The organism is Pseudomonas monsensis, assembly GCF_014268495.2.
In the GTDB taxonomy this organism is placed as follows: domain Bacteria; phylum Pseudomonadota; class Gammaproteobacteria; order Pseudomonadales; family Pseudomonadaceae; genus Aquipseudomonas; species Aquipseudomonas monsensis.
Window position 1 is genome coordinate 3,529,524 of sequence record NZ_CP077087.1, and the last position, 26,155, is coordinate 3,555,678.

General features: G+C 60.3%; 23 protein-coding genes. 11 read left to right on the forward strand and 12 right to left on the reverse strand.

What is annotated here, in order from left to right; translation table 11 throughout:
* Positions 1 to 26 precede the first annotated feature (26 nt).
* The 4 genes from HV782_RS15550 (at position 27) to HV782_RS15565 (ending at position 4,573) form a co-directional block, all read left to right on the forward strand.
* On the forward strand, positions 27 to 1,205 hold the full coding sequence (locus tag HV782_RS15550) for an MFS transporter (protein ID WP_186745429.1): 1,179 nt from the start codon (positions 27 to 29) through the stop codon (positions 1,203 to 1,205).
* Positions 1,206 to 1,361: 156 nt separating this feature from the next.
* The gene (locus HV782_RS15555) at positions 1,362 to 2,051 is read left to right on the forward strand and encodes an HPP family protein (protein ID WP_123468884.1); all 690 of its coding nucleotides are present in this window, start codon (positions 1,362 to 1,364) and stop codon (positions 2,049 to 2,051) included.
* Between the two features lie 260 nt (positions 2,052 to 2,311).
* Positions 2,312 to 3,418 carry an enoyl-CoA hydratase/isomerase family protein gene (locus HV782_RS15560; RefSeq protein WP_123468886.1) on the forward strand — a complete coding sequence of 369 codons (1,107 nt, stop codon included), beginning with the start codon at positions 2,312 to 2,314 and terminating at the stop codon, positions 3,416 to 3,418.
* 3 nt (positions 3,419 to 3,421) lie between these two features.
* Positions 3,422 to 4,573, forward strand: a complete 1,152-nt coding sequence (locus tag HV782_RS15565) for an acyl-CoA dehydrogenase family protein (protein ID WP_123468888.1) — start codon at positions 3,422 to 3,424, stop codon at positions 4,571 to 4,573.
* Between the two features lie 117 nt (positions 4,574 to 4,690).
* On the opposite strand, the gene HV782_RS15570 is transcribed toward HV782_RS15565, so the two are convergent.
* The 6 genes from HV782_RS15570 to HV782_RS15595 all read right to left on the reverse strand — a co-directional run bounded on the left by HV782_RS15570 (position 4,691) and on the right by HV782_RS15595 (position 11,706).
* Positions 4,691 to 5,464, reverse strand: a complete 774-nt coding sequence (locus HV782_RS15570) for an enoyl-CoA hydratase (protein ID WP_123468890.1) — start codon at positions 5,462 to 5,464, stop codon at positions 4,691 to 4,693.
* A gap of 62 nt (positions 5,465 to 5,526) precedes the next feature.
* On the reverse strand, positions 5,527 to 6,654 hold the full coding sequence (locus tag HV782_RS15575; RefSeq protein WP_123468892.1) for an acyl-CoA dehydrogenase: 1,128 nt from the start codon (positions 6,652 to 6,654) through the stop codon (positions 5,527 to 5,529).
* Between the two features lie 141 nt (positions 6,655 to 6,795).
* Positions 6,796 to 7,989 carry an acetyl-CoA C-acyltransferase gene (locus HV782_RS15580; protein ID WP_186745431.1) on the reverse strand — a complete coding sequence of 398 codons (1,194 nt, stop codon included), beginning with the start codon at positions 7,987 to 7,989 and terminating at the stop codon, positions 6,796 to 6,798.
* 12 nt (positions 7,990 to 8,001) lie between these two features.
* Positions 8,002 to 8,763, reverse strand: coding sequence for an SDR family NAD(P)-dependent oxidoreductase (locus HV782_RS15585; RefSeq protein ID WP_108562077.1), 762 nt, complete (start codon positions 8,761 to 8,763; stop codon positions 8,002 to 8,004).
* A 15-nt stretch (positions 8,764 to 8,778) separates the two neighbouring features.
* Positions 8,779 to 10,443: an AMP-binding protein gene (locus tag HV782_RS15590; RefSeq protein WP_186745434.1), complete on the reverse strand. Its 1,665-nt coding sequence runs from the start codon at positions 10,441 to 10,443 to the stop codon at positions 8,779 to 8,781.
* Between the two features lie 246 nt (positions 10,444 to 10,689).
* Complete coding sequence (locus tag HV782_RS15595) at positions 10,690 to 11,706, reverse strand: AraC family transcriptional regulator (protein WP_186745436.1); 1,017 nt, start codon at positions 11,704 to 11,706, stop codon at positions 10,690 to 10,692.
* Positions 11,707 to 11,996: 290 nt separating this feature from the next.
* Between HV782_RS15595 and efeU the strand changes: the two genes are divergently transcribed.
* From efeU to efeO (HV782_RS15615), 4 genes are read left to right on the forward strand one after another with little or no spacing between them, the layout of a single operon-like run.
* Positions 11,997 to 12,848 carry an iron uptake transporter permease EfeU gene (gene efeU / locus HV782_RS15600; protein ID WP_186745438.1) on the forward strand — a complete coding sequence of 284 codons (852 nt, stop codon included), beginning with the start codon at positions 11,997 to 11,999 and terminating at the stop codon, positions 12,846 to 12,848.
* Positions 12,849 to 12,856: 8 nt separating this feature from the next.
* Positions 12,857 to 14,056, forward strand: a complete 1,200-nt coding sequence (gene efeO / locus HV782_RS15605) for an iron uptake system protein EfeO (protein WP_186745440.1) — start codon at positions 12,857 to 12,859, stop codon at positions 14,054 to 14,056.
* Between the two features lie 17 nt (positions 14,057 to 14,073).
* Positions 14,074 to 15,372: an iron uptake transporter deferrochelatase/peroxidase subunit gene (efeB, locus tag HV782_RS15610; RefSeq protein WP_186745442.1), complete on the forward strand. Its 1,299-nt coding sequence runs from the start codon at positions 14,074 to 14,076 to the stop codon at positions 15,370 to 15,372.
* A gap of 25 nt (positions 15,373 to 15,397) precedes the next feature.
* The gene (efeO, locus tag HV782_RS15615; protein ID WP_186745444.1) at positions 15,398 to 16,222 is read left to right on the forward strand and encodes an iron uptake system protein EfeO; all 825 of its coding nucleotides are present in this window, start codon (positions 15,398 to 15,400) and stop codon (positions 16,220 to 16,222) included.
* A gap of 124 nt (positions 16,223 to 16,346) precedes the next feature.
* Here efeO (HV782_RS15615) and pssA read toward each other — a convergent pair whose 3' ends face one another.
* Complete coding sequence (gene pssA / locus HV782_RS15620) at positions 16,347 to 17,690, reverse strand: CDP-diacylglycerol--serine O-phosphatidyltransferase (protein ID WP_128614593.1); 1,344 nt, start codon at positions 17,688 to 17,690, stop codon at positions 16,347 to 16,349.
* Between the two features lie 205 nt (positions 17,691 to 17,895).
* Here pssA and HV782_RS15625 point away from each other — a divergent pair, with 205 nt between their 5' ends.
* Entirely contained in the window at positions 17,896 to 18,459 is a 564-nt protein-coding gene (locus tag HV782_RS15625) for a TetR/AcrR family transcriptional regulator (RefSeq protein WP_128614592.1), read from the forward strand.
* Positions 18,460 to 18,515: 56 nt separating this feature from the next.
* Positions 18,516 to 18,995 carry a nuclear transport factor 2 family protein gene (locus HV782_RS15630; RefSeq protein WP_123468908.1) on the forward strand — a complete coding sequence of 160 codons (480 nt, stop codon included), beginning with the start codon at positions 18,516 to 18,518 and terminating at the stop codon, positions 18,993 to 18,995.
* A 122-nt stretch (positions 18,996 to 19,117) separates the two neighbouring features.
* On the opposite strand, the gene sfnG is transcribed toward HV782_RS15630, so the two are convergent.
* Positions 19,118 to 20,200: a dimethylsulfone monooxygenase SfnG gene (sfnG, locus tag HV782_RS15635; protein WP_186745447.1), complete on the reverse strand. Its 1,083-nt coding sequence runs from the start codon at positions 20,198 to 20,200 to the stop codon at positions 19,118 to 19,120.
* 355 nt (positions 20,201 to 20,555) lie between these two features.
* Between sfnG and HV782_RS15640 the strand changes: the two genes are divergently transcribed.
* Positions 20,556 to 21,335 carry a TSUP family transporter gene (locus tag HV782_RS15640; RefSeq protein ID WP_123468912.1) on the forward strand — a complete coding sequence of 260 codons (780 nt, stop codon included), beginning with the start codon at positions 20,556 to 20,558 and terminating at the stop codon, positions 21,333 to 21,335.
* Here the strand turns inward: HV782_RS15640 and nudC are convergent.
* The 4 genes from nudC to HV782_RS15660 all read right to left on the reverse strand — a co-directional run bounded on the left by nudC (position 21,303) and on the right by HV782_RS15660 (position 26,150).
* Positions 21,303 to 22,133: an NAD(+) diphosphatase gene (nudC, locus tag HV782_RS15645; RefSeq protein WP_123468914.1), complete on the reverse strand. Its 831-nt coding sequence runs from the start codon at positions 22,131 to 22,133 to the stop codon at positions 21,303 to 21,305. The genes HV782_RS15640 and nudC overlap by 33 nt on opposite strands.
* Positions 22,134 to 22,139: 6 nt before the next feature.
* Complete coding sequence (locus tag HV782_RS15650; RefSeq protein WP_186745449.1) at positions 22,140 to 22,952, reverse strand: crotonase/enoyl-CoA hydratase family protein; 813 nt, start codon at positions 22,950 to 22,952, stop codon at positions 22,140 to 22,142.
* A gap of 553 nt (positions 22,953 to 23,505) precedes the next feature.
* Positions 23,506 to 25,034 (reverse strand): IS3 family transposase gene (locus HV782_RS15655; protein ID WP_225931082.1). Its coding sequence is split into 2 segments (ribosomal slippage): positions 23,506 to 24,593 and positions 24,593 to 25,034, totalling 1,530 coding nucleotides; the frame shifts between segments, so codons are not numbered across the junction.
* Positions 25,035 to 25,226: 192 nt separating this feature from the next.
* Complete coding sequence (locus tag HV782_RS15660) at positions 25,227 to 26,150, reverse strand: magnesium transporter CorA family protein (protein ID WP_123468920.1); 924 nt, start codon at positions 26,148 to 26,150, stop codon at positions 25,227 to 25,229.
* Positions 26,151 to 26,155 lie beyond the last annotated feature (5 nt).

The following is a 26,155-nucleotide window of genomic DNA, read 5'->3' on the forward strand; positions in this document are numbered from 1 at the left end:
ACTGAAATAAGGACATTCGCCCCACCGTGGCCACCTACTCGCTCGTTATCCGTCGCCTGATGATCGTCTCGCTGACCATCGTGGTCAGCCGCGCCATCACCAGTCCGCTGCTCACACTGTTCCTGAGCAACAAGCTCGGGCTAAACCAGCAGGACGTCGGTCTGCTCCTGGGTATCGCGGTGTTCATCGCGACCCTGCTGGCACTGTATGGCGGCTACATCATCGACCGCCTGGATAAGCGCCGGTTGCTGATTCTCGCCATGCTTTCCAGCGCCGTGGGCTTTTTCTTGCTGACGTTCGCCCAAAACCTTTATCTGACCACCGTTACCCTGATCATCACCGAAACCGCCTCGGCGTTGTTCCTGATCGGCTCCAAGGCAATCCTCAGTGAAAACCTGCCTATGAGCCAACGGGCCAAGGCATTTTCCCTGCGCTATACGCTGACCAACATCGGTTACGCCACCGGGCCGATGCTCGGCGTGGTGATTGCCGGGGTCTACCCTGTTGCGCCGTTCCTGATCGCCGCCGCGATTGCCTTCGCCAGTGTGTTTCTGATGAGCGGGATTCCCAGGGATTCCGGCCCGGTTACCGCCATCGGCCAACCGCAAAGCTTTCTGAAAACCCTGTTCACCCTGAAAAACGACCGCACGCTGATCATGTTCACCTGCGGTTGCCTGCTCAGCACCGTGGTGCACGGGCGCTTCACCCTGTACCTGTCGCAATACCTGCTGGTGGTCGAAGACTCGAAAAGCGCCCTGCAGACCATGGCCGCCCTGCTCGCCTGCAATGCCATCACGGTGATCCTGCTGCAATACCAGATCGGTCGCTTCCTCAGTCGCGAAAAGTTGCGCTACTGGATTGCTGCTGGCACCAGCCTGTTCATTCTTGGGTTGATCGGTTTCAGTCTGGCCAACAGCCTGCTCACCTGGTGCATCGCGATGTTCATCTTCACTCTGGGTGAAATGATCATTTACCCGTCGGAGTTCCTGTTCGTCGACACCCTGGCTCCGGAAGAATTGCGTGGCAGCTACTACGGCGCACAGAATCTGGCGGCTCTGGGCGGCGCGTTGAGTCCGGTGATCTGCGGATTCCTGCTGATGCACACTCCGGCGCCAACGATGTTCTATGCGCTGAGCGCGTTGACCGCAATGGGTGGACTGCTGTGCTTCATGAGCGGGAGACGCGTCGCTTTAACTCAAAAATAATGCACTGAAGCAGCATTTATATGAATTTGTCAGCATCGAGTTTGCACGGCACACTGTGCGCGTTCCTCCCCCAATAGTTGGAACGCTTCGAGGACTTTCCGGATTGCCGGACAGTCCTTTTTTTTGCCTCGAATTTGCTGCAAGGACCCGATTTAAATGCTCGCTCGCTGGTTGCCCGCTGCCATCAACACCCGCCCCACCGAATGGAGCCGCGCCGCCATCGGCATGGCGCTGGGCACCTTGTTCAGTGTGTGGGCGTGCAGTCAGGTGTTCGGCATCGAGGTCGCGTATCACCTGATCGGGCCGCTGGGTGCTTCAGCCGTGTTGCTATTTGCCGTGTCTTCCGGCGCCCTCGCACAGCCATGGTCGATCATCGGCGGCTACTTGTGCGCCAGCGTTGTCGCGCTGCTGGTGGCCCACGTCCTCGGCCGAACCCTCGGCAGCGCTTGCCTGGCGGCGGGCATGGCGTTGATCCTGATGTGCTGGCTGCGTTGCCTTCACCCACCGGCTGGTGCGCTCGCGCTGACGCTGGTGCTGGCCGATCCAGCCACCATCGCAATGGACTGGAAGGCCATGGAACCGGTGATGCTCGCCGCCGCGTGCATGCTGCTCAGCGCTCTGACCTACAACAACCTGACGCGCATCCACTACCCGAAACGCCCGGCCGAGCCAGCACCGGCACTGGCGCCGGTCGATAGCCAGGCCATCACCGCCGCTGACTTGAAACTGGCATTGGCGGATATGGAAGCGTTTATCGACGTTACACCTGAAGATCTCGAACAACTGATTCATGCCAGCGAACTGCACGCCAAGCGTCGTAGCATCGGTGAAGTCTTCACTCGATAACGACCTGAATCCTTGTGGCGAGGGAGCTTGCTCCAGCTCGGCTGCTCAGCAGAGGCAGCCCCATGGTGTTGAATAATGGGGCCGCTTCGCAGCCCGCCGCGAGCAAGCTCCCGCCACAAAGACAATCTTGCGCCTGCTGCAAAAACGCAAACTCCCCCTGCACATATCCCCGTTGTACACGGCAAATTTGCACTGTTACGATCCGCTAACGCTCGCGCGCGAGCTTCTCGAATAAAGACAATAAAAGCAGGGAGTTAGTGATGACTGCTCAGGCTTCATCCCCGCGGACACCGTCCATGGATGCCACGCAAAACGAAGTGCTGGCCGAGGTTCGCAACCACATCGGTCACCTGACCCTCAACCGCCCCGCCGGCCTCAACGCCATCACCCTCGACATGGTTCGCCAACTGCAACGGCAGCTCGACGCCTGGGCAACCGACAGCGATGTCCGCGCCGTGGTGCTGCGCGGCGCCGGTGAAAAAGCCTTCTGCGCTGGCGGTGACATTCGTTCCCTTTACGACAGTTTCAAAAGCGGCGATACGCTGCACGAAGATTTCTTCGTCGAGGAATACGCCCTCGACCTGACGATTCATCACTACCGTAAACCGGTGCTGGCCTTGATGGACGGTTTCGTCCTCGGCGGCGGCATGGGCCTGGTGCAAGGCGCGGATCTGCGCGTGGTCACCGAGAAGAGCCGTCTGGCGATGCCGGAAGTGGCCATCGGTTATTTCCCGGATGTCGGCGGCAGTTACTTCCTGCCGCGCATCCCCGGTGAGCTGGGGATTTATCTGGGTGTCAGCGGCGTGCAGATCCGCGCGGCCGATGCGCTGTATTGCGGGCTGGCCGACTGGTACGTCGACAGCCGTAAACTGGCGAGCCTCGATGAACAGCTCGATCACCTGGAATGGCATGACACGCCGCTCAAGGACCTGCAAAGCCTGCTCGCAAAAAACGGCGTGCAGACCCTGGCCGATGCACCGCTGCAAAAACTGCGTCCGGTCATCGACCACTTCTTCGCCTTGCCCGATGTGCCGAGCATGGTCGAGCAACTGCGTGCAGTCACGGTTGCCGACAGCCACGAATGGGCAACCGCCACCGCTGACCTCCTGGAAACCCGTTCGCCGCTGGCCATGGCCGTGACGCTGGAGATGCTCCGTCGTGGCCGGCACTTGAGCCTGGAACACTGCTTCGCCCTCGAACTGCATCTGGATCGCCAGTGGTTCGAGCGCGGCGACCTGATCGAAGGCGTGCGCGCCTTGCTGATCGACAAAGACAAGACACCACGCTGGAACCCGCCGACCCTCGCTGCGCTGGACGCTGCGCATGTCGCGAGTTTCTTCCACGGGTTTGCTGAGAGCGGGAGCTGAGCCATGCACGATCTCGAACTGACTGAAGAACAAGTAATGATCCGCGACATGGCCCGGGACTTTGCCCGTGGCGAGATCGCGCCTCACGCGCAGGCCTGGGAAAAGGCTGGCTGGATTGATGACGCGCTGGTGGCGAAGATGGGTGAGCTGGGTTTGCTCGGCATGGTCGTACCTGAGGAATGGGGCGGCACTTACGTCGATTACGTGGCCTACGCCCTGGCCGTGGAAGAGATTTCCGCAGGCGACGGCGCGACCGGCGCCTTCATGAGCATCCACAACTCGGTGGGTTGTGGGCCGGTCATGAACTACGGCAGCGAAGCGCAGAAAAACACCTGGCTGGCCGACCTCGCCAGCGGTCAGGTGATTGGCTGTTTCTGCCTGACCGAACCACAGGCCGGCTCCGAAGCGCACAACCTGCGCACCCGCGCCGAACTGCGCGACGGCCAGTGGGTGATCAACGGCGCCAAGCAATTTGTCAGCAACGGCAAACGGGCGAAACTGGCGATCGTGTTTGCGGTGACCGATCCGGACTTGGGCAAAAAAGGCATTTCCGCGTTCCTGGTGCCGACCGATACGCCGGGTTTCATCGTCGATCGCACCGAACACAAGATGGGCATCCGTGCCTCCGACACCTGTGCGGTGACGCTCAACAGCTGCAGCATTCCCGAGGCCAATCTGCTCGGCGAGCGCGGCAAGGGCCTGGCGATTGCCTTGTCCAACCTTGAGGGCGGCCGCATTGGCATCGCGGCTCAGGCGCTCGGCATTGCTCGCGCCGCGTTCGAAGCGGCGCTGGTGTATTCCCGCGATCGCATCCAGTTCGGCAAACCGATCAACGAACACCAGAGTATTGCCAACCTGCTGGCCGACATGCAGATGCAAATCAACGCCGCGCGCTTGATGATCCTGCATGCGGCGCGACTGCGGACGGCGGGCAAGCCGTGCTTGTCGGAGGCATCGCAGGCCAAGCTGTTCGCGTCGGAGATGGCCGAGAAGGTCTGCTCCTCGGCGATTCAGATTCATGGCGGGTATGGGTATCTGGAGGACTATCCGGTGGAGAAGTACTACCGCGATGCACGGATTACCCAGATTTATGAAGGCTCGAGCGAGATTCAGCGGATGGTGATTGCGCGGGAGCTGAAAAACTACCAGCTCTAAAAGCATCGCGAGCAGGCTCACTCCTACAGGGTCTTCGGATGTACACAGAACCTGTGTCAACCGCAATTCCACTGTAGGAGTGAGCCTGCTCGCGATGAGGTCAGCTCAAACGTTGCATTATTTGCCCTGAAACTCCGGCGCCCGCTTGGCCACAAACGCCGCCATCCCTTCCTTCTGATCCTGCGTGGCAAACGCCGCATGGAACACTCGGCGCTCGAAGCGCACGCCTTCGGTCAGGTTGACCTCAAAAGCACGGTTGACGCTTTCCTTGACCATCATCGCAATCGGCAGCGACTTGCCGGCAATCACCGCGGCGACCTTCAGCGCTTCGTCGAGCAACTCATCACTCGGCACGATCCGTGCGACGATGCCGCAACGCTCGGCTTCCACCGCGTCGATCATGCGCCCGCTCAAGCACATTTCCATGGCCTTGGCCTTGCCCACGGCACGGGTCAGGCGCTGGGTGCCGCCCATGCCCGGAAGCACGCCAAGGTTGATTTCCGGCTGACCGAATCTGGCGTTGTCACCGGCCAGAATGAAGTCGCACATCAGCGCCAATTCGCAGCCGCCACCGAGGGCGAAGCCGTTGACTGCCGCGATGATCGGCTTGCGGCGGTTGGCGACGCGATCGCTGTCGCTGAACAGGTCATCCATGTAGATCTGCGGGTAAGTCAGCTCGGCCATTTCCTTGATGTCGGCACCGGCGGCGAAGGCTTTTTTCGAACCGGTGATAACGATGCAGCCGATGTTCGCATCCGCTTCCAGGCCATCGAGGGCGTGATTCACTTCGCTGACCAGTTGCGCATTCAGGGCATTCAGCGCCTGGGGGCGGTTCAGGGTGATCAGGCCGACACGGTCGTGGACTTCCAGCAGAATCGTTTCGTAGCTCATATAAAACTCCTGAATGCTTGCACTGCAGGAACTGCCTGCGGCAGCTCCTGCAGAGGGTGGATTTAAAGGTTTCGAGAGATGACCATGCGCTGAATGTCGCTGGTGCCTTCGTAGATCTGGCAGACGCGCACGTCGCGGTAGATGCGCTCCAGCGGGAAGTCGTTGAGGTAACCGTAACCGCCCAGCGTCTGCAACGCCATTGAGCAGACCTTCTCGGCCATTTCCGAGGCGAACAGTTTCGCCATCGAGGCTTCGACCAGTGCTGGTTGGCCGCTGTCACGCAGGGCGGCGGCGTAATGCACCATTTGCCGGGCGACGGCGATCTGCGTGGCCATGTCGGCCAAGCGGAAGGCAACGGCCTGGTGTTCGATGATCGGCTTGCCAAAGGTGTCGCGTTCACGGGCGTAATCGCGCGCCGCTTCGAACGCGGCACGGGCCATGCCCACCGCTTGCGAAGCGATGCCAACGCGCCCGCCTTCAAGGTTGGCCAGGGCAATCTTGTAGCCCTCTCCCTCTTCGCCCAAACGGTTGGCCACCGGCACTTTCACGTCTTCGAAAAGAATCTGGCAGGTGTCGGACGCGTGCTGGCCGAGCTTGTCTTCGACCCGGGCGACTTTATAGCCCGGCGAATCGGTAGGCACGATAAACGCGCTGATTCCGCGTTTGCCGGCGCTCGGGTCGGTCACCGCAAACACGATCACGATCCCGGCGTTCTGCCCGGAGGTGATGAACTGTTTGCAGCCGTTGAGCACATAGTGATCGCCCTCCAGCCGTGCGCGGGTTTTCAGGCTGCTGGCGTCGGAGCCGGCCTGCGGCTCGGTCAAGGCGAAAGCGCCGAGCATGGCGCCGCTGGCCAGCGGCTTGAGGAAGCGCTCGCGCTGATCGTCGTTGCCGAACTTGAGGATCGGCACGCACCCCACCGAGTTGTGCACGCTCATGATGGTCGAGCAGGCGCCGTCGCCGGCAGCGATTTCTTCCAGGGCCATGGCGTAAGCCAGGTAACCGGTGTCACAGCCGCCCCACTGCTCCGGCACGAGCATGCCGAAAAAGCCCAGCCCGGCCATTTCGCCGATGGCTTCCTTGGGGAAACGGTGCTCGCGATCCCACTCGGCGGCGAACGGTTTCAGGCGTTCCTCGGCAAACTGCCGGGCCATGTCGCGGATCTGGGTTTGGTCTTCGTTGGGAATCATGGTGAATCCTTAATCAGGGTTGCAACACAGAACCCTGTGGGAGCGGGCTTGCCCGCGATGGGGCCGTGTCAGTGAACGTATCGGCCACATGACACTCCGTCATCGCGGGCAAGCCCGCTCCCACAGGGACGAGTGTCAACTTCAATAGACGCATTCCAGCGCCATGGCCGTGGCTTCACCACCGCCGATGCAGATCGCCGCAATCCCGCGTTTCAGGCCTTTCTGGCGCAGGGCCGAGAGCAAGGTCACCAGAATCCGCGCGCCCGAGGCGCCAATCGGGTGGCCCAGCGCGCAGGCACCGCCATGCACATTGAGTTTGTCGTGGGGGATTTCCAGATGGGTCATCGCCGCCATCGCCACCACGGCGAACGCTTCGTTGATTTCAAACAGATCGACCTGATCCAGCGCCCAATCGGTCTTCTTCACCAGCTTCTTGATCGCACCGATCGGCGCCACCGGGAACAGGCCCGGGGTGTCGGCAAACGCCGCATGGCCGTGAATCACCGCCAGCGGCTTGAGGCCAAGTTTCTGTGCTTGCGACTGGCGCATCAGCACCAGAGCCGCAGCGCCGTCAGAGATCGAGCTGGAGTTCGCTGCCGTCACCGTGCCGCCTTCGCGGAACGCCGGTTTCAGCGAGGCAACCTTGTCCAGTTTGGCTTTCGGCGGCTGCTCGTCGTTGATGATCAGCACCTGCTCTTTACCGACAGTCACGGTCAGCGGCACGATCTCGGCCTTGAAGCTGCCGTCCTTGATTGCCTGCTGGGCGCGGGTAGTCGAGGCAATGGCAAAGGCGTCCTGCGCTTCACGGCTGAAGTCGTTGGTTTCGGCGCAGTCTTCGGCGAAGGTGCCCATCAGGCGGCCCTTGTCGTAGGCGTCTTCGAGGCCGTCGAGGAACATCGAATCCAGCACTCGGCCATGGCCCATGCGATAACCGGCGCGAGCGCGGTCCAGCAGGTATGGCGAGTTGGACATGCTTTCCATGCCGCCGGCGATCACCACGTCGGCGCTGCCGGCCAGCAACATGTCGTGAGCCAGAATGGTGGTTTCCATGCCGGAGCCGCACATCTTGTTGACCGTGGTGCAGCGGGTGGACTTGTCCAGCCCGGCACCGAGTGCCGCCTGACGTGCCGGCGCCTGGCCGAGGCCAGCCGGCAACACGCAACCGAACAGCACCTCGTCGACCGCGTCGCTGGCAACTCCGGCGCGTTCAACGGCGGCTTTGATCGCCGCAGCACCGAGTTGCGGGGCGCTGAGACTTTTCAGTTCGCCCTGGAAACCGCCCATCGGCGTGCGGACGGCGCTGACGATAACAATCGGATCATTGGAAATAGTCATGACAAATCCTCCTTACTTGGCGGCCATGCGCAAGGCGCCGTCGAGACGGATCACCTCACCGTTGAGCATGCTGTTTTCGATGATATGCCGAACCAGCGCAGCGTACTCCGCCGGTTTGCCCAGGCGTGGCGGGAATGGCACGCCGGCAGCGAGGGAGTCGCGGACTTCCGGGGTCATGCCGGCCATCATCGGCGTTTCGAAAATGCCCGGGGCGATGGTCATCACGCGGATGCCGAAGCGCGCCAGTTCACGGGCGGCCGGCAGGGTCAGGCTGGCAATCGCGCCTTTGGAGGCGGAATACGCGGCCTGGCCGATCTGGCCGTCGAACGCGGCCACCGAAGCGGTGTTGATGATCACCCCGCGTTCGCCGTCGGCATTCGCGTCGCTTTCGGCGATAGCCGCCGCGGCCAGACGCAGCATGTTGAAGCTGCCGATCAGGTTGACGTTGATCACCTGGGCAAAACTGGACAGCGCATGCGGGCCGTTCTTGCCGAGGATCTTCTCGCCCCGGACGATGCCGGCGCAGTTGACCAGACCATTGAGACTGCCAAAGGCTTTGACCGTCGCCTGCACCGCTGCTTCGGCAGCGGCCTCGTTGCTGATGTCGGCGACCACGCTTTGCGCGCCGAGGCGCTGGGCCTGGGCGGCAACGGCTTCGGCGTTCATGTCCACCAGCATCACTTTGGCGCCGGCGTTGACCAGCAACTCAGCGGTGGCCGCACCCAGGCCGGACGCGCCGCCGGTGACGATAAAAACCTTGTTCTCGATCTGCATGACTGACTTCCTGATTCAAGCTGAAACGTTGTGCGCCGCGGCCTCTTGAGCCTTGGCGATTTCCTGGTTGCGCAAGATAAAGCGCTGCAATTTGCCGCTTGGGGTTTTCGGCAATTCGCTGACAAATTCGATTTCACGCGGGTATGAATGCGCGGCCAGACGCTTGCGCACGTGTTGCCGCAACTCCTCGGCCAGCGCCGGTTCGGCGCGGTATTGCGGGTTGAGCACGACGAAGGCCTTGACCAGTTCGGTGCGCTCCGGATCGGGCTTGCCGACCACCGCCGCTTCGACCACCGCCGGGTGCTCGATCAGCGCACTTTCGACATCGAACGGACCGACGCGATAACCGGATGTGGTGATTACGTCATCGCTGCGGCCGACGAAGCTGATGCTGCCGTCCGGGTTCCACTCCACAGTGTCGCCGCTGAGGTAGTAGTTGCCGACGAAGGCCTTGGTCGGCACGCCTTCATAGCCGGCGAACCAGCACATCGGCGATTGCGGACGGTCGATGGCAAGAATCCCCGGCTGGCCGACGCCGAGTTCGTTGCAGTGCTCGTCGAGCACCACGATGCGATGGCCCGGCGAGGCGAAACCGGCGGCACCGAGGTGGATCGGGTGCTCCAGGCCGTGGTGGTTGCACAGGACCATGCCCAGTTCGGTCTGGCCGTAATGGTCGTGAATGACTACGCCGAGGTTGTCGGCGAACCAGCGGATCACTTCCGGGTTCAGCGGCTCGCCGGCGCTGCTGACGATGCGCAGCTTGCCCTTGATCGACTTGGCGAATTCGTTGCCGCCGGCGATCAGCAGACGATAGGCCGTCGGCGAACCGGTGAGGTTGGTGATGTTGTACTTGTTGATCACCCGGCAGGTGCTTTCGAGAGTGAACGGGCCATCATAGAAGGTGATCGGATGCCCCATGGCCATCGGGCCGGTGACGCCGAAATAGATGCCATAGGCCCAGCCCGGATCGGCGACATTCCAGAATGACTCTTCAGGACGCAAATCCACCGCGTCGCGGGTGTAGCTCTGGAACGCGACGATCGCCTTGAGCGGCACTGATAGCGCTTTCGACGGGCCGGTAGTGCCCGAGGTGAACATCAGTAGGAACGGCTCCTCGCCCGTCAGCAATACCGGCTCGCAGACGTTGGAATAGTTGGCCAGTTCGGCCCAGAAACTGAAGTCGCCACGGACAATGCCCTGGCCCTTGGCGCCGCCAACGGTGACCACAGTCGGGCAATCGCCGACTTCGGCGAGTTTCGGCCGGTTGGTCGCATCGGTGACCACCACTTTGGCGCCGGAGCTGTTCAGGCGATGTTCGATGGCCTTGGGGCCGAACGCGGTGAACAGCGGCTGATACACCGCACCGATACGCCAGGTGGCGAACACGGTGATCAGCAGTTCGATATTGCGCGGCAGCAGGCCGGCAACCTTGTCGCCCTTCTGCACGCCCTGGGCCAGAAGGAAATTGGCAAAACGTGCGGCTTTGTCCTGCAGGTCACTGAAGGTGTAGGTCGCACTGGCGCCGTCGCGGCCCTCCCAGAACAACGCGATGCGCCCCGGCAAGGCGTGACGGTCGCAACATTCGACGCAGGCGTTGAGCGCCTCCAGCGAACCGCTGAGCGCAGCGTCCACGGTGTGCTGATAGTTGAACTGTTCGGTGGCAGACAAGTAATCGCGCATTGCCAGAATCCCTCGGTGTTTTTATTAGGCTGGGAACCGTAAACAACACAGGGATAGTCGCGCTGCGGCGCGGAGGCGGCAATGGTCAAAGCCATCAAGTTGGCTGACTGGTTTGGCCAAGGATCAAAGTATGTGTTGCCTTGACCGGCCCTATGGCTGGCAAGCCAGCTCCCACAGGGTTAGCGCAAAACCTGTGGGAGCTGGCTTGCCAGCGATGAGGTCAGAGCGATCAATGCCTGTGCAGGATCAGAGCGCTTCGTTCAGGATCAAGGTGCGGTAATGCCCCGGATTCGACCCCGACCACTTGCGAAACGCCTTGTAGAACGAACTCGCATCGGCAAACCCCAGCCGCGTGGCGATCTCGACAAAACTGATCGACGGCTCCGCCAGCCAAGTGATCGCCAGTTCCTTGCGCACGCTGTCCTTCAGGCCCTGATAAGTCTGGCCTTCTTCCGACAAGCGTCGGCGCAGGGTCGAGGCGGACATGCACAGTTGCTGCGCCAGGGGCTCGGTTTCCGGCCAGTGTTCGGCGGGCAACTGCCGCAAATTGTGCTTGATCCGGCTGGCAAGGCTCTCCGGGTCGCGATACTTCACCAGGATGTTTGCTGGCGCATGGGCCAGAAAGCGTTTCAGTTCCTCGGCTGTACGCTTGATCGGCAGGTCGAGGCAATCGGCGGCGAAGATCATCCGCGTGCGTGGACGCTCGAACCGCAGGTTTTCCGAGAACATCACCCGGTAGTCGTCGCAAAAGTCCGGTTCGGCGCAACGCAGTTCGATCGCCAGAATCGGAATCCGCCGCCCGGCCAGCCAGCAGGCCACGCCGTGGACGATCATCCAGTAGGTGAAATAGGTGAAGGCGCGGCGCGGTTCGGGGTCGTCTTCGAGCAGCACGACTTCCGCCAGGCTTTGCTGATGCACAAGTTGCGCCGGCATTTTTTCCAGCATCAACGAGAGAAAACTCAGGCCCATGCCCAGGCCGGCGGCCAGGGTCGGTTGGGCCATGGCGCTGCGACAGAGGAACTCGAGGCTGCCGGACTTGAGCGGGCGCGGGTCCATGCCGAAGAACTCGTCATCGCCACGCCGGGCCAGCAAGCGCCAGAGTTTTGCGTATTGCGCAGCGGGTACCCGGCCTTCTGCGCTTTGCAGCACGGCCGAGTCGATACCGACCTTGTTCAAGACATCTTCCGTGGCCACGCCCGGGGCACAACTTTGCAGCAGCGCTTCACGCACCAGTTGCACGGCGATGGTGTCTTTTTCCGACATGGAGCGAGGCAGACCTTGTTGTTTTCGAGGGACGGGCATCTTAACCCAAACACGACTCAGATCCCCTGTGGGAGCGAGCTTGCTCGCGAAAGCGTTGGGTGAGTCACAGAGATGTCGACCGGTCAGCCGCCTTCGCGAGCAAGCTCGCTCCCACAGGGATCTGTGCGTGGCAAAAAACAGAAAACGGGTTGTTCAGCTTGCGTTCAGGTTTATGTCAATCATTGTCATGTGAGAATGGTTGTCATTATGTTACAACTTGTAACCTCTTCGAATGACTTAGTGGACACCGAATGCTCGTTCCCTTTCTGATCATGCTGCGTGAAGGCATCGAAGCCGCGCTGATCGTTGGCATCATCGCCAGCTACCTGCAACAAACCGGTCGTGGCCAGTGGATGCCCGCCGTATGGATCGGCGTATTCCTCGCCGCCGCCCTCGCCCTGCTGGTGGGCGGTGGTCTGGAACTGGTCAGTGCCGAGTTCCCGCAAAAGCAGCAGGAACTGTTCGAAGGCGTAGTCGGGCTGGTGGCCGTGGGCATTCTCAGTTCGATGGTGTTCTGGATGCGCAAGGTCGCACGCTCAATCAAGCACTCGCTGCAAGCTTCGCTGGACCACGCGCTGACGTCTTCAAGGCACCAGGTGATCGCACTGATCGCCATGGTGTTCTTCGCCGTTGCTCGCGAAGGCCTGGAAACCGTGTTCTTCCTGCTCGCGGTGTTCCAGCAGAGCGAAGGCCCGGGCGCGCCGATCGGCGCCCTGCTCGGGTTGATCCTGGCCATCGTCGTCGGTTTCCTGATCTACAGCGGCAGCATGCGCCTGAACCTGTCGGCGTTCTTCAAGTGGACCGGGCTGTTCATCCTCGTGGTCGCCGCCGGCATCCTCGCCAACTCGGTGCAGGCGCTGCATGAAGCGGGCGTATGGAACCACCTGCAGACCGTGCTCTTCGACTTCAGCGCGACGCTGCCGATGGATGGCCCGCTGGGCTCGGTGCTGGCCGGCATGTTCGGTTATCAGGATGCGCCGACCGTCAGCACCCTCGGCGCGTACCTGATCTATCTGCTGGTGGCGCTGGTGATGTTTTTCCTGCCCGCCGCGCCCTCCGGCACCCAGTCAGCCGGCAAATCGTCTTCCGTTTCCAGCCAATAAGGGCACCCATGTCAAAGCCTAATACTCCTCAGGCCTCGCCTCCCCGCGCCTTGCGCTGGGCGGTGGCCGGTTCGGTGGTCGTGATGATCGCTGCCGGAGGCCTGTTCTACTACGCCTCGAAAATGGCCGCGGCCAAGCGTCAGCACAACCATGACGAAGTGGTGGTCAACATCAACGCCCACAGCTGCGATCCGAACGAGCTGAGCGTACCGGCCGGCCGTGCCAGTTTCCGCATCGTCAACCGCTCCGACCGGGCGGTGGAATGGGAAATCCTCGACGGCGTGCTGGTGATCGAAGAGCGCGAGAACATCGCGCCGGGCCTGAGCCAGGTGATCAACGCCAACCTGCAACCCGGCGACTACGCCATCACTTGCGGGCTGTTGAGCAACCCGCGCGGCGTGCTGCACGTAACGCCAACCGCCGCATCGGATGCCGCCGCCAAAGCCAGACCGTCGATGGTGGCTTTCGTGGGGCCGCTGTCGGAGTTTCGCGTGTATCTGGCCAGCCAAAGCAGTGCGCTGATCAAAGCCGTCACGGCGCTGAATCAGGCGATCGCCAGCGGCGACCTGAGTCAGGCGCAGGCGTTGTACCTGCCAGCCCGTGCCGCCTATCAGCGTCTGGCACCGGCGGCGCAACGCCTGGCCGAACTGGACAACAGCATCAACGCCCGCGCCGATTATTTCGAAAAACGCGAGCAGGACCCGGCCTTCGTCGGCTTCCACCGCGTGGAATACGCCCTGTTCCAGCAACGCAGCCTCGACGGATTGAACCCGGTGGCCGAGCGTCTGCTGGGCGACGTCAGCACCCTCAAACAACAACTGCTGGCCCAGTCACTGCTGCCGGAGCAGTTGGTCAACATCGTGGTGCGCAACCTCAACACCTTGGCTGACGTGCGCGCCGCCAGCGGTGAAGAGGAACGCTACAGCCACGGCGATCTCAACGGCTTCGCCAGCAACCTGGAAACCGCACACAAAGTGGCCGAGCTGCTGCGGCCGATGCTGACGAAATCGGCGCCGGATCTGCTGCCGAAAATTGATGCCGCGCTGAGCGATTTCGACACCGTACTGAGCAGCTTCAAGGTCAAGGACGGCTACGCCACTTACGACACCGTCAGCGGCGAACAACGTAAACAGATCGCCGACAAGGCCAGGGCACTTGCCCACGCCCTGGATGGCATTGATCCCGCCCTCGGCCTCTCCGGCCTGTAAGCAGAAGACGAATACCGATGAAAGATTTGCAAAACCTCGATCTGCAACGTCGCCGCCTCCTGATGGGCATGGGTGTCGCCGGTGTCGCACTGGCCGGTTCGGCCCTGAGTTGCCCCGCCATGGCTGCGGCGCCGGCGCAAGTCACCGAAGCGCCGAGCAGCGACAAGACCGAAGACCGTCACGATTTCCATGGTGTGCACCAGACCGGCATCGTCACCCCGCGTCCGGCGTCCGGCATGTTCGTTTCCTTTGACGTACTGGCCAGCGATCGCGAAGACCTCGAGCGTCTGTTCCGCACCCTCAACGAACGCATCGCGTTCCTGATGACGGGCGGCCCGGTGGCGCAGATCGACCCGAAACTGCCGCCGCCGGATTCCGGCATCCTCGGCCCGGTCGTGACCCCGGACAACTTGACCATCACCGTGTCGGTAGGTGACTCGTTGTTCGATGAGCGCTTTGGTCTGGCCGCCGCTAAACCCAAGCGCCTGCAACGCATGGTCGGTTTCCCCAACGATGCGCTGGAGGCCGATTGCTGCCACGGCGACTTGGGCCTGCAGTTCTGCTCGAACACCGCCGACACTAACATTCACGCGCTGCGCGACATCGTCAAGAACCTGCCGGATCTGTTGCTGGTGCGCTGGAAGCAGGAAGGCAGCGTGCCGCCGCAAGCCCCGGCCAAACCGGGAGTGCCGGCCCAATCGGCGCGCAACTTCCTCGGTTTTCGCGACGGCTCGGCCAACCCCGATTCCAACGACGCCAAGGCGATGGACACGATTGTCTGGGTGCAACCAGGCAGCGATGAACCCGCCTGGGCGGCGCATGGCAGCTATCAAGCGGTGCGGATCATCCGCAACTTCGTCGAACGCTGGGACCGCACGCCGCTGCAAGAACAGGAAAGCATCATCGGCCGGGTCAAGACCACGGGCGCACCGATGGGCGCCCGGCACGAAACCGAGGTTCCGGATTACAGCAAAGACCCGGAAGGCAAGCTGACCAAGCTCGACGCGCACATTCGCCTGGCCAACCCGCGCACCGCCGCGAGCCAGGCCAACCTGATCCTGCGCCGGCCGTTCAACTACTCCAACGGCGTGAACAAGAACGGCCAGCTCGACATGGGCCTGCTGTTCATCTGCTACCAGGCCGACCTGGAAAAAGGCTTCATCACCGTACAGACCCGGCTCAACGGCGAACCGCTGGAGGAATACCTCAAACCGGTCGGCGGCGGTTACTTCTTCACCCTGCCGGGTGTCACCGGCGACAAGGACTTCATTGGTCGCTCGCTGCTCAACGCCACCCACCCCAAAACAGCTGCCTAACCATAAAAAACCTCGGAGCCGCTCCATGAAAAAGTCGCCACTCGCGTTACTGCTGACCCTCGGTTTGCTCAACACCCCACTGTCGGCGTTCGCCGCGACCGCGCCGCTGGACCTGGTCGGCCCGGTGTCGGACTACAAGATCTACGTCACCGAGCAGCTGGATGAGCTGGGCAGCCACACCAGACAATTCACCGATGCGGTGAAGAAAGGCGATCTGGCCACCGCGCAAAAGCTCTACGCGCCGACCCGCGTCTACTACGAGTCGATCGAACCGATTGCCGAGCTGTTCAGCGACCTCGATGCGTCCATCGACTCCCGGGTCGACGACCATGAAAAAGGCGTAAAGGCCGAAGACTTCACCGGTTTCCATAGCCTCGAATACTCGCTGTTCTCGGAGAAGAGCACCGAAGGTCTGAGCGCCCTGGCGGACAAACTGGACAGTGATGTGAAAGACCTGCAAACCCGCGTCGCCGGCCTGACCTTCCCGCCGGAAAAAGTCGTCGGTGGTGCCGCCGTGCTGCTCGAAGAAGTCGCCGCGACCAAGATCTCCGGTGAAGAAGACCGCTACAGCCACACCGACCTGTACGACTTCCAGGGCAACATCGACGGTGCGAAGAAAATCGTCGACCTGTTCCGTCCGCAGATCGAGAAACAGGACAAGGCGTTTGTCGCCAAAGTCGACAAGAATTTTGCCACCGTGGACAAGATCCTCGCCAAATACAAGACCAGGGACGGTGGTTTCGAGACGTATGACAAAGTCAAAGACAACGACCGCAAGGCGCTGGTTGGCCCGGTCAATACCTTGGCGGAAGACCTTTCCACGTTGCGTGGCAAGCTCGGTCTGAACTGATTTGATGTAGAGACTTTCAGGGCCCCATCGCGAGCAGGCTCACTCCTCCAGTTGGAATGCATTCCCCTGTAGAAGTGAGCCTGCTCGCGATAGCGGTTTCAACCGCCCTGAATAACCTGAAGGTTTACAAAATCCGGTAGAGCAACCGCTCAATCCGCACCCTGCTCACCCGCTTCAAAAACTTCGCCACCGCCGCCGGGTACTCCGGCAAGGTCTCCAGGTTCTGGAAGCTGGCAATTCGCGTGGTGTTGCGGAAAATCTCCTCCAGTTCCTTCGCCCGTGGTGCCAGCCATTCGCCTTGCGGGTCATCAATCAGCAGCGCATTTTCCAGGTCGAGACGGAACGCCCGTGGATTGAGGTTGTTGCCGGTCAGCAAGGTATAACGCTGATCGATCCACATGCCCTTGAGGTGATAGGTGTTGTCACCATCCCGCCACAGGTGCAGGTTCAACTGGCCGCTGTCGATGTTGCGCTGATGCCGCTTGGCAAAGCGGCGCAGGCTGATCTCGTACAGATACGGCAGCGCCGCGATCACCTTGAACGGTTCGCTTGGCGGGATGTAGAAGTCATTGGCGGTTTTGTCGCCGACCACAATGTCAATCTTCACGCCACGGGCCAACGCACGGTTGATCTCGCGAATCACTCCCAGCGGCAGGTTGAAGTACGGCGTACAGATCGTCAGTTGCTGTTGCGCGCTGGCGATCAACTCAAGGATCGCCCGGTTCAGCGGGTTGTTCTTGCCCACGCCGAGTAACGGACTCACCGACAGACCGGTGTGCGCCGTGCTGCCGGCTGCAGTGTCGTAAGTCGCGTATTTGAGCCGGCTGCGCAGGTCACCGATGTCGTTGCGCAGGCTGCGGGTGGTCGGCAGGTTCGGCAGGTCGAGGCGATGCACAGCCTTGGATTCGATCAGGCCATGCTTGACCAGATGATGCATCGAGTCCGCCAGTTCGCGGCTGTGCAGCACATGGTAACGGTCGAACCGGTACTTTTCGAACTTGTGCAGGTAGACGTTGTTCAGGCTCGCGCCGCTGTAGACCACGCAATCGTCGATGACAAAGCCCTTCAGATGCAGGACGCCGAACAGCTCGCGGGTTTGCACCGGCACGCCGTACACCGGCACTTCGCTCTGGTGCGTGCGGGTCATTTCCTGATACCACGCCGAATTCCCCGGCTGTTTGCCCGCGCCGATCAGGCCACGCTGAGCCCGCAGCCAGTCAACCACCACGGCAATTTCAAGCTCTGGGCGCTTGAGTTTGGCGGCGTGCAAGGCATCGAGAATTTCCTGACCGGCCTCGTCCTGTTGCAGATACAACGCGACGATGTAGATGCGCCGGGTCGCCGTGGCGATTTTCTCCAGCAGGCTACGACGAAACTCGGCGGCGCCGGACAGAATGGTCACGGCCTCGGCGGTCAGCGGGAAGCTGCGCAGTTTGGGCAGCAGAGAACGTTTGAAAAGCAACGGCATAGGGCTCGCAATGGGTCGAATCCGAAGAACCCGAGAGCTTACACCATCACTCGGTTCGGGTCTCGTAAGTGTCTGTAATGAAGCCTTCGCGAGCGAGCTCGCTCCTGCATTTGAAATGCAATCCCCTGTGGGAGCGAGCCTGTTCGCGAAAGCGATCAAAAAACAACACTTGACCAAGGAGAACGATCGTTCTACTGTTGGCCGCATGAACGAAATCACAGACACCTCGACCCGCGACATCATTCTGGATGTCACCGAAAAGCTGATCTACAAGAGTGGCATCGCTGCCACCGGGATGGATCTGCTGGTGAAAACCGCCGGCGTCTCCAGAAAAAGCATCTACCGCTACTTCGCCAACAAGGAGGAGCTGACCGTCGCCGCTTTGCAACGCCGCGATGTGCGCTGGATGCATTGGTACCGAAATGCTGTCGATCAGGCCGAAACCCCGGCCAAGCGCCTGATCAACCTGTTTACCGTACTCAAGGGCTGGTTCGCCTCGGAAGGCTTCCGTGGCTGTGCCTTTATCAATACCAGTGGCGAGACCGGTGATCCTCAGGACCCGGTGCGCCAGGTCGCCAAAGACCACAAACAGAAGCTGCTCGACTACCTGTGCGAGCTGTGTACCGAACATGGCGCCGAAGATCCGCAATTGCTGGCCAGACAATTGCTGATCCTGATTGACGGTGCCATTACCGTAGCGCTTGTGATGGGTGATCACAGTGCCGCTGATAATGCGCAATGCATGGCGCGTAAGTTATTGGACCTGTAACGCCTTAAATAAGCCGGACACGTTGTTTAACTATTAATGAGATCGGGAGACTGAACATGTCTACTGCAGCCCAGGTACGTCCGCCATTACCCCCCTTCAACCGTGAATCGGCGATTGAAAAAGTTCGCCTGGCCGAGGATGGCTGGAACTCCCGCGACCCGGAAAGAGTGTCGCTGGCCTACACCCTCGACACGAAATGGCGCAACCGCGCCGAATTCGCCAACAACCGCGAAGAAGCCAAAGCCTTCCTGACCCGCAAATGGGCCAAGGAACTGGACTATCGCCTGATCAAGGAGCTCTGGGCCTACTCGGACACCCGCATCGCCGTGCGCTACGCCTACGAATGGCATGACGACTCCGGCAACTGGTTCCGCTCTTATGGCAATGAAAACTGGGAATTCGATGAGCATGGCCTGATGTTCCAGCGCTATGCCTGCATCAACGACATGCCGATCAAGGAAAGCGAACGCAAGTTCCACTGGCCGCTGGGCCGACGTCCGGATGATCATCCGGGGCTGTCGGACCTCGGTCTGTAAGTTCACGCAGATCCAATTGCAGGAGTGAGCCTGCTCGCGACAGCGTCTGAACACTCAACCTGAATGTTGACTGACACGCCGCCATCGCGAGCAGGCTCACGCCTCCAGGAGATTTGTTGGATTCAGGCGATGGCGGCCGTCTTTTCGGCCTCAAGCTCGCGCACTAGCGGCAACACCCGCCGGCCGAAATACTCCACCTCCTCCTGAAAGTGCAGAAACCCCGCCAGCACCAGATCCACGCCCACCGCTTTCAACGCCACAATCCGCTCGGCAATCTGCAACGGCGTGCCGATCAGGTTGGTCTTGAAGCCATCGTTGTATTGCACCAGGTCCTCGAAGGTCGACTTCGCCCAGTTGCCCTCACCTTCCGGCGAGGCCCTGCCCGCCTGCTTTGCGGCGTCACCAAAGGCATTCACCGCTTCCGGATCGGCCTGATCAATGATCTGCGCCAGCACGGCCCGCGCCTCTGCTTCGGTGTCACGTGCAATGACGAAGGCATTGACGCCGATCTTCACCGAGTGATTATTCGCCGCGGCTTTGGCGCGAATGTCATCGACCTGGGCCTTGATCCCTTCGACACTGTTGCCGTTGGTGAAATACCAGTCCGACACCCGCGCCGCCATGTCGCGCGCTGCCCGTGAACTGCCGCCCTGGAAGATCTCCGGACGCCCCACCGGTTTCGGCTTGAGGCTGTAATGGTCAAACCGGTAGAAGTCGCCACGGAAGGTAAAGTTGTCCTCACTCCAGATCCCGCGCAACGAACGGATAAATTCCTCGGAACGCCGATAGCGCTCGTCGTGTTCCAGCCAGTGCTCGCCAATCGCCTGAAACTCGCCCTTGAACCAGCCACTGACGATGTTCACGGCAATACGGCCATTGGTCAGTTGGTCGATAGTCGCCAGCTGTTTCGCCGCCAGTGCCGGTTGCCACGGCCCCGGCAGAATGGCCGCGATCACCTTGAGTTTGTGGGTGGCGGCCAGCAGCGCGTGACTGAACGCCACCGATTCATGCTGGAACTCAGCGCCATAGCCGGCGGTGAAGCGAATCTGTGTCAGCGCATATTCAAAACCTGCCGCCTCGGCGAGTTGCGCCAGTTTGCGGTTGTAGTCGATGCCCCAGTCGGTACGCTGCTCGATCTTGCTGACCACCAGCCCGCCACTGACGTTCGGTACCCAGTAGGCGAATTTCACCGCGTGCTTGCTCATTGGCGTGTCCTCGGGACATTGGGAAGGTCAAGGTGTCAGAGCAGCAAGCGTGCCAGCGTGCAAATGCCCGTTTTTATTGGGCTTGAGACTGATGGAGATGCATGGTTGGAGGGTGATTTGTTGTCGCGGTGTTGGTTGGGCAACAGTTCAATAGCCTGTGGCTGTTCAGCCCTCATCGCTGGCACGCCAGCTCCCACAGGGATCTCTAGCGCACACACATATGGCGGACATGCCGAAACCTGACGGAGCTGGCTTGCCAGCGATCGGGCCTTATGGGTCGCCGCAACAACTGGAAATGAGTAACATGTCGGCCCTTCCCGCAGCCCGTCTGCGCCCTGCCGAATAAGCCGATTCCATGCCTTTCGAACTCAGCGTTGACCTCACCACCCTCGCCATTCTTGCCCTCGTCGCATTCATTGCCGGTTTCATCGACGCCATTGCCGGCGGTGGCGGCCTGCTGACCACACCAGCGCTGCTGACTGCCGGCCTGCCGCCACACCTGGTGCTGGGCACCAACAAACTGAGTTCGACCTTCGGTTCGGCCACCGCCAGTTTCACTTTCTACCGGCGCAAGCTATTCCACCCTCGGCAGTGGACGCACGCCATCGTCGGCACGCTGGTCGGTGCGCTGACCGGTGCGATCGTCGCCCATTACCTGCCGGCGGAATGGCTGAACAAAATGCTCCCGGTGATCGTGTTTGCCTGCGGCCTGTACCTGTTGTTCGGCGGCACACCGAAAGCGCCACTGGACAGCGACGCACCGATCAAAAAGAAATGGCAATCGAGCCAGGGTTTCAGTCTCGGCTTCTATGACGGCGTGGCCGGTCCGGGCACAGGTGCATTCTGGACGGTCAGCAGCCTGTTGCTCTACCCGATCGACCTGGTCAAGGCCAGCGGCGTGGCGCGCAGCATGAACTTCGTCAGCAATATTGCGGCGCTGTCGGTGTTCGTGTTTTCCGGGCAAGTGGACTGGATCATCGGCCTGAGCATGGGCCTGTCGGTGATGGTCGGCGCGTTCTTCGGTGCGCGCACCGCAATCAGCGGTGGCGCCAAATTCATCCGTCCGGTGTTCATCACCGTGGTGTTGGGTCTGACCGTGCGCCTAGCCTGGCAGCACTGGTTCAGCGTGGCCTAAGCGCCGCGCCACGTAGACGTCGATCAGGTAACGGGCAATCGATTTGGACGCCGGCAATGGCGGCAAATCGTGCACGTTGAACCACTGGGCGTCTTCGATCTCGTCTTCCTGGCAGACAATCTCGCCACCGGCGTACTCGGCATGGAAGCCGAGCATCATCGAATGCGGAAACGGCCAGCACTGGCTGCCCATGTACTGAATGTTCTTGACCTCGATCTGCACTTCTTCGCGCACTTCACGAATCAGGCAATCCTCGGCCGACTCCCCCGGCTCGGCAAATCCGGCCAGCGTACTGTAGACCCCAGTGACGAAACGCGGTGAGCGCGCCAGCAGGACCTCGTCGCCCCGGGTGACGAGCACGATCATGCTCGGCGAAATGCGCGGGTAATTGCGCAGTTCGCACGGCTGGCAATGCATCGCCCGCTCCCGCGGCACCTGCGTCATGGCCTGCCCGCAATTGCCGCAAAAACGATGCTCCCGCGCCCAGGTGCCGATCTGTGCGGCATAACCCAAAACTTTGTAGACCGTGTGATCGCCATCGAGCATGAACGCCCGCAGACCTTTCCAGTTGCACCCCGGCACCTCGCTGACACTGTGCAACTCCAGCAGGTACACCGGCTCGCCATCGAGATGGCCAATGCCGTGTTCGGCGAGGATCGACAAGTCCTGACGCTTGAGCCATTCCCGCGGGAACAGCGCGCCGTTGTCATCGAACAAAAACCCTTCAGGGCTGCGCGCCACGGCCCAGCCGCCGGGATGATCGGTGTCCAGTACTGCAGTGGTCCAGCGAGATGTCATGGTTTCTCAATCCAGAAATTCGGGTTTCAGTTTGCTCATATGGGCGGCCATGGCCACGCGCAAGTCGGTGGATTGCAACATGGCGGCGTTCCAGGTGGCAACGTATTCAAGGCCATCGTCGATGCGATGGTCGCGCATGTAGCTGATCATTTCCTTGGTGCCTGTGACGGCAATCGGCGACTTGGCTGCAATCTCGCGAGCGATGTCGAACACGCCCTCGAGCAACGCGTCCTTGTCGCCATAGACACGATTGACCAACCCCATGCTCCGCGCCTCATCAGCACCAAAGGTGCGACCGGTGTAAGCCAGTTCACGCAGCATGCCGTCTCCGATGATCCGCGGCAACCGTTGCAACGTGCCAACATCGGCGGCCATGCCGAGATCGATTTCTTTGATCGAGAACTGCGCGTCTTCGGCAGCGTAACGCATGTCACAGGCAGCGATCAGGTCGATCGCCCCGCCAAGGCAATAGCCCTGAATCGCCGCCAGCACCGGTTTACGGCAGTTGTCGACCGCGTTGAACGAAGCTTGCAAGGCGAGAATCTTGCGGCGTAGCAGGCGCGCATTACGGCCGACGTCCTTGCCCAGTTCATTGGCGACGCCGGCGAGCATCATCAGGTCGATACCGGAGGAAAAATGTTTACCGTTGCCACTGAGCACCACCACGCGCACTTCATCGGTGTCATCGACCCACTGAAAAATCTCGACGATCTCACTCCAGAACGCCGCGTTCATCGAATTGATCTTCTCCGGACGATTGATCTGCACATGAGCGATATTGTCGGCCAGTTCGACGCTGAAGGCGGAGTATTGAGACATGGCAGTGATCCTTTACCGGACAGAAAGAGAGGTCCGAACTATAACAAGGCATCACCGTGGCGGTTCGGCCAAATGCGGGACTGTGGAAACCACAGGGCGAAGCAGGCACTGCGCAAGACTGCATCCTTTTAGCCTTGCCTCTGAAAAACAAAATCAAAAAATCGCAACCCTCGGCACACCTACAGGAAACAAGCACACCCACCGAGCCTGGTCGACTGCCAGCCGCCAGCAGCCGGTCTCCCACAATGACCGAACCAGCCACTAGGCCGAGTGTCAGCTCGCGTGCTCTTGATCTTGATCTTCAGGCCCCTTCGGCAGGCTGAGTGGAGGGATTCATCCGGGGGCAGGCGCGCAGCGCCGTTTGGCGAAGCCAAACACATCGAGAGGAGGTGCAGCGAAGCAAACCGGAGGCGATGCGCCCGGATGGATCCCGGAGCGAAGGAACCCCGAGCCCAAGCGAGCGGGCCGAACGCCGGGGCAAGCCCTTTTTTGCTTACTTTTTTGAGGCGTTTCGGTACGTGTCAAGGTAACTGTCGCCTTGGTCTTACGGTTGCTAGTCCATTGCGCCCTTAATTTCAGGGCGCTCAGGATTTAAGTAAACGGCATCTGCCAGCTTCCAGTTGCGTGTGCGAGTGCTCCACCGGCTTGGGTTAGTTCGCCTGGCATCCTCATAAAGCTCTGCCCTGGCTTGTAATAGGGCGGTTGCTTTGCCCTCGTGCCGTTGGTTTGGCGTGACGTATTTCAGGGCACTGTGGCGGTGATCTTCGTTGTACCAATCGATGAAATTCTGCACCCAAAGCCTTGCATCAGTGACCGTATCAAATGGTTGATCCGGCCAAAGCGGGCAATACTTTGCGGTGCGAAAAAGTGCTTCGGCGTAAGCATTGTCATTGCTCACCCTTGGCCGACTAAAAGAAGGCTCTACGCCCAGCGCGACCATGCTTTCACGCAGCAAAGAACCTCTCATCACGTGTCCGTTATCTGAGTGCAACACCAGCGGACGACCTGCCGTCTGTTCGCGTAAACATCCCTTTCTGAGCAGTTCACAGGCGTGTTCGGCGCTCTCCACTTCGTGGACTTCATTGGCGACCAGTTTGCGACTGTAGACGTCCTTGACCATGTACCAGTAGAAAAAACGGCCCTTCACTGTGCTCGGCAACCAGGTGATATCCCAGCACCACACCTGATTGGGGCCATCAGCGCGATGCGTCGTCAGTACTCTTCGTTTTGGGGCTTTGGCCCGGCCGCGACGGACGTTTTGATTGGCGGCTTTCAACACACGATAAAACGTCGATTCCGAAGCTAGATAAATGCCTTCATCAGCCAGCTTAGGCACGATTTGGTGCGGGGTCAGGCTGGCGTAGCCAGCCTGATTGGCAGCATCCAGCACCGCTTGACGCTCCGTATCATTGAGCTTGTTAGCCGGAGCTGCACGTTGAGCCAGCTGTCGCCCGTCACATTCAGTGTGTTGCCAGCGTTGAACTGTGCGCAGGCTCAGACCCAGTTCATTGCAAGCGCGATATCGACGAGCGCCATTCAGCACTGCGTCGGCAATCAACTTCATGGCTTGCGTACGATCAGAGGCGTTGATCAGTCTTCCTTGTCCTTGCCCCAGATCGCATTGGCTTTTTTTCTGAGCTCCAGCAACGCCACCGCCTCTGCACGACTGGCATCAGACTGAATCAGTTGGCGCTCAAGTATTTTGATGCGCCGTTGCTCGGCCGTTTTTGAAGTTCGAGAGGTGAGATCAACAACGGGATTAGCGTTTTGGCATGCCACTCGCCACTGTTGGATTTGCTCAGGGTAAATGCCTTTGATTCGGCAGTATTGAGAGATCTCGACCTCGCTCAACGGCGCGGTTTCCATGACGGCATTGAATTTATCGGCGCTAGACCATTGGTCACTGGTCTTGCCGTTTCCCGGAACGATCAAGCCTTTATCTCTAGCCATTTGTCTCCAGTTTCGCAGTGACTGTGGCGTGAGATTGAGTGCAGCGGCAAGTTCCGCCACTGATCGATTGAGGGGCGGCATCATTTGCAGAACGACCCAATCTTTGAAGTCGTTGTCGTAGCGTTTGCCCATTTTGGACATGGTTATTCACCTTCGCCCTCTTGATTATTTGAGTCAATCAATAAGGGCGACAGGTAGCCTGACACGGAGGGGTTTGTCAAAAAAGTGAGTCGCCGTAAGGGCGAAACCGCCAGCCGCCACACCCGAAGCAACGGATATTCACACCCCCCGACCAGAGCATGGTCGGCCCAAAGGCCGCCAAGATCACCGGGCCAACCGCCGAAGCCCAAGCAACATCCCCCCCGCCCCCAACACCATCACCCCAAGAAACAAAGGATAAGAAACCCACCAGGGCGTCCCCGCCGTCATCATGCTGAACTCCGACATCCCGCCAATGCTCGCAACCAGGTTCAACGGCAAAAACACCACATTGATCAACGTCAGCTTGCGCAACAGATTATTCATGCTGTTGTTCATCAAATTGCCCCGCGCATCAATCAGCCCGGAAAACACCGTCGAGTAGATTTCCGCCTGCTTGTAGCACTGGTTGTTCTCGATGATCAGATCATCAATCAACCCGATCGCCTCACTGCCGAAATGCTGCTTCTCGGCATGATTGCGCAACCGCGTCAGCACCGCGCCATTACTGTGCAAGGCATTGATGTAATAAATCAGGCTCTCACTGAGATTGAACATCTGAATCAGATGCTGGTTCTGCATCGAAGCATTGAATTTCTGCTGCAACTCGCGAGCGACCAGCTTGATCACCTTCAAGTGCCCCAGGTAGTGATGAATATTGTTGAACAGCAGATCAAGCAACACATCCAGCGGGGTGTTCAACGGCTGCCGGGAACCGAGGCCATGCAAGGGTGTGTCGTCAGTGGCAATCACCAGCAATTGCCCGGGCGCAAACAGCAGACCGCATGAAGACACCTCAAACGCCAGGCTGCCACCGCCAGAATAGTTCTCCGGCCGCTTCCAGATCAGGAACAGATGATCGGGGTGAAACTCGATCCGCGATACCTCGTCCGGATCCAGCGCCGAGGCCAGCGCGTGCTCGTCGACCTTGAAATGGCTGTGCAGCAAGTCACGTTCGGCGGCGTCCGGGTTGCTGAACAGCATCACCTCGGCGTCCAGTCGCTCTACCCGCTGCAAGGCGCCGTGGCTCAATGCGAAACTGTTGATCATCGGCA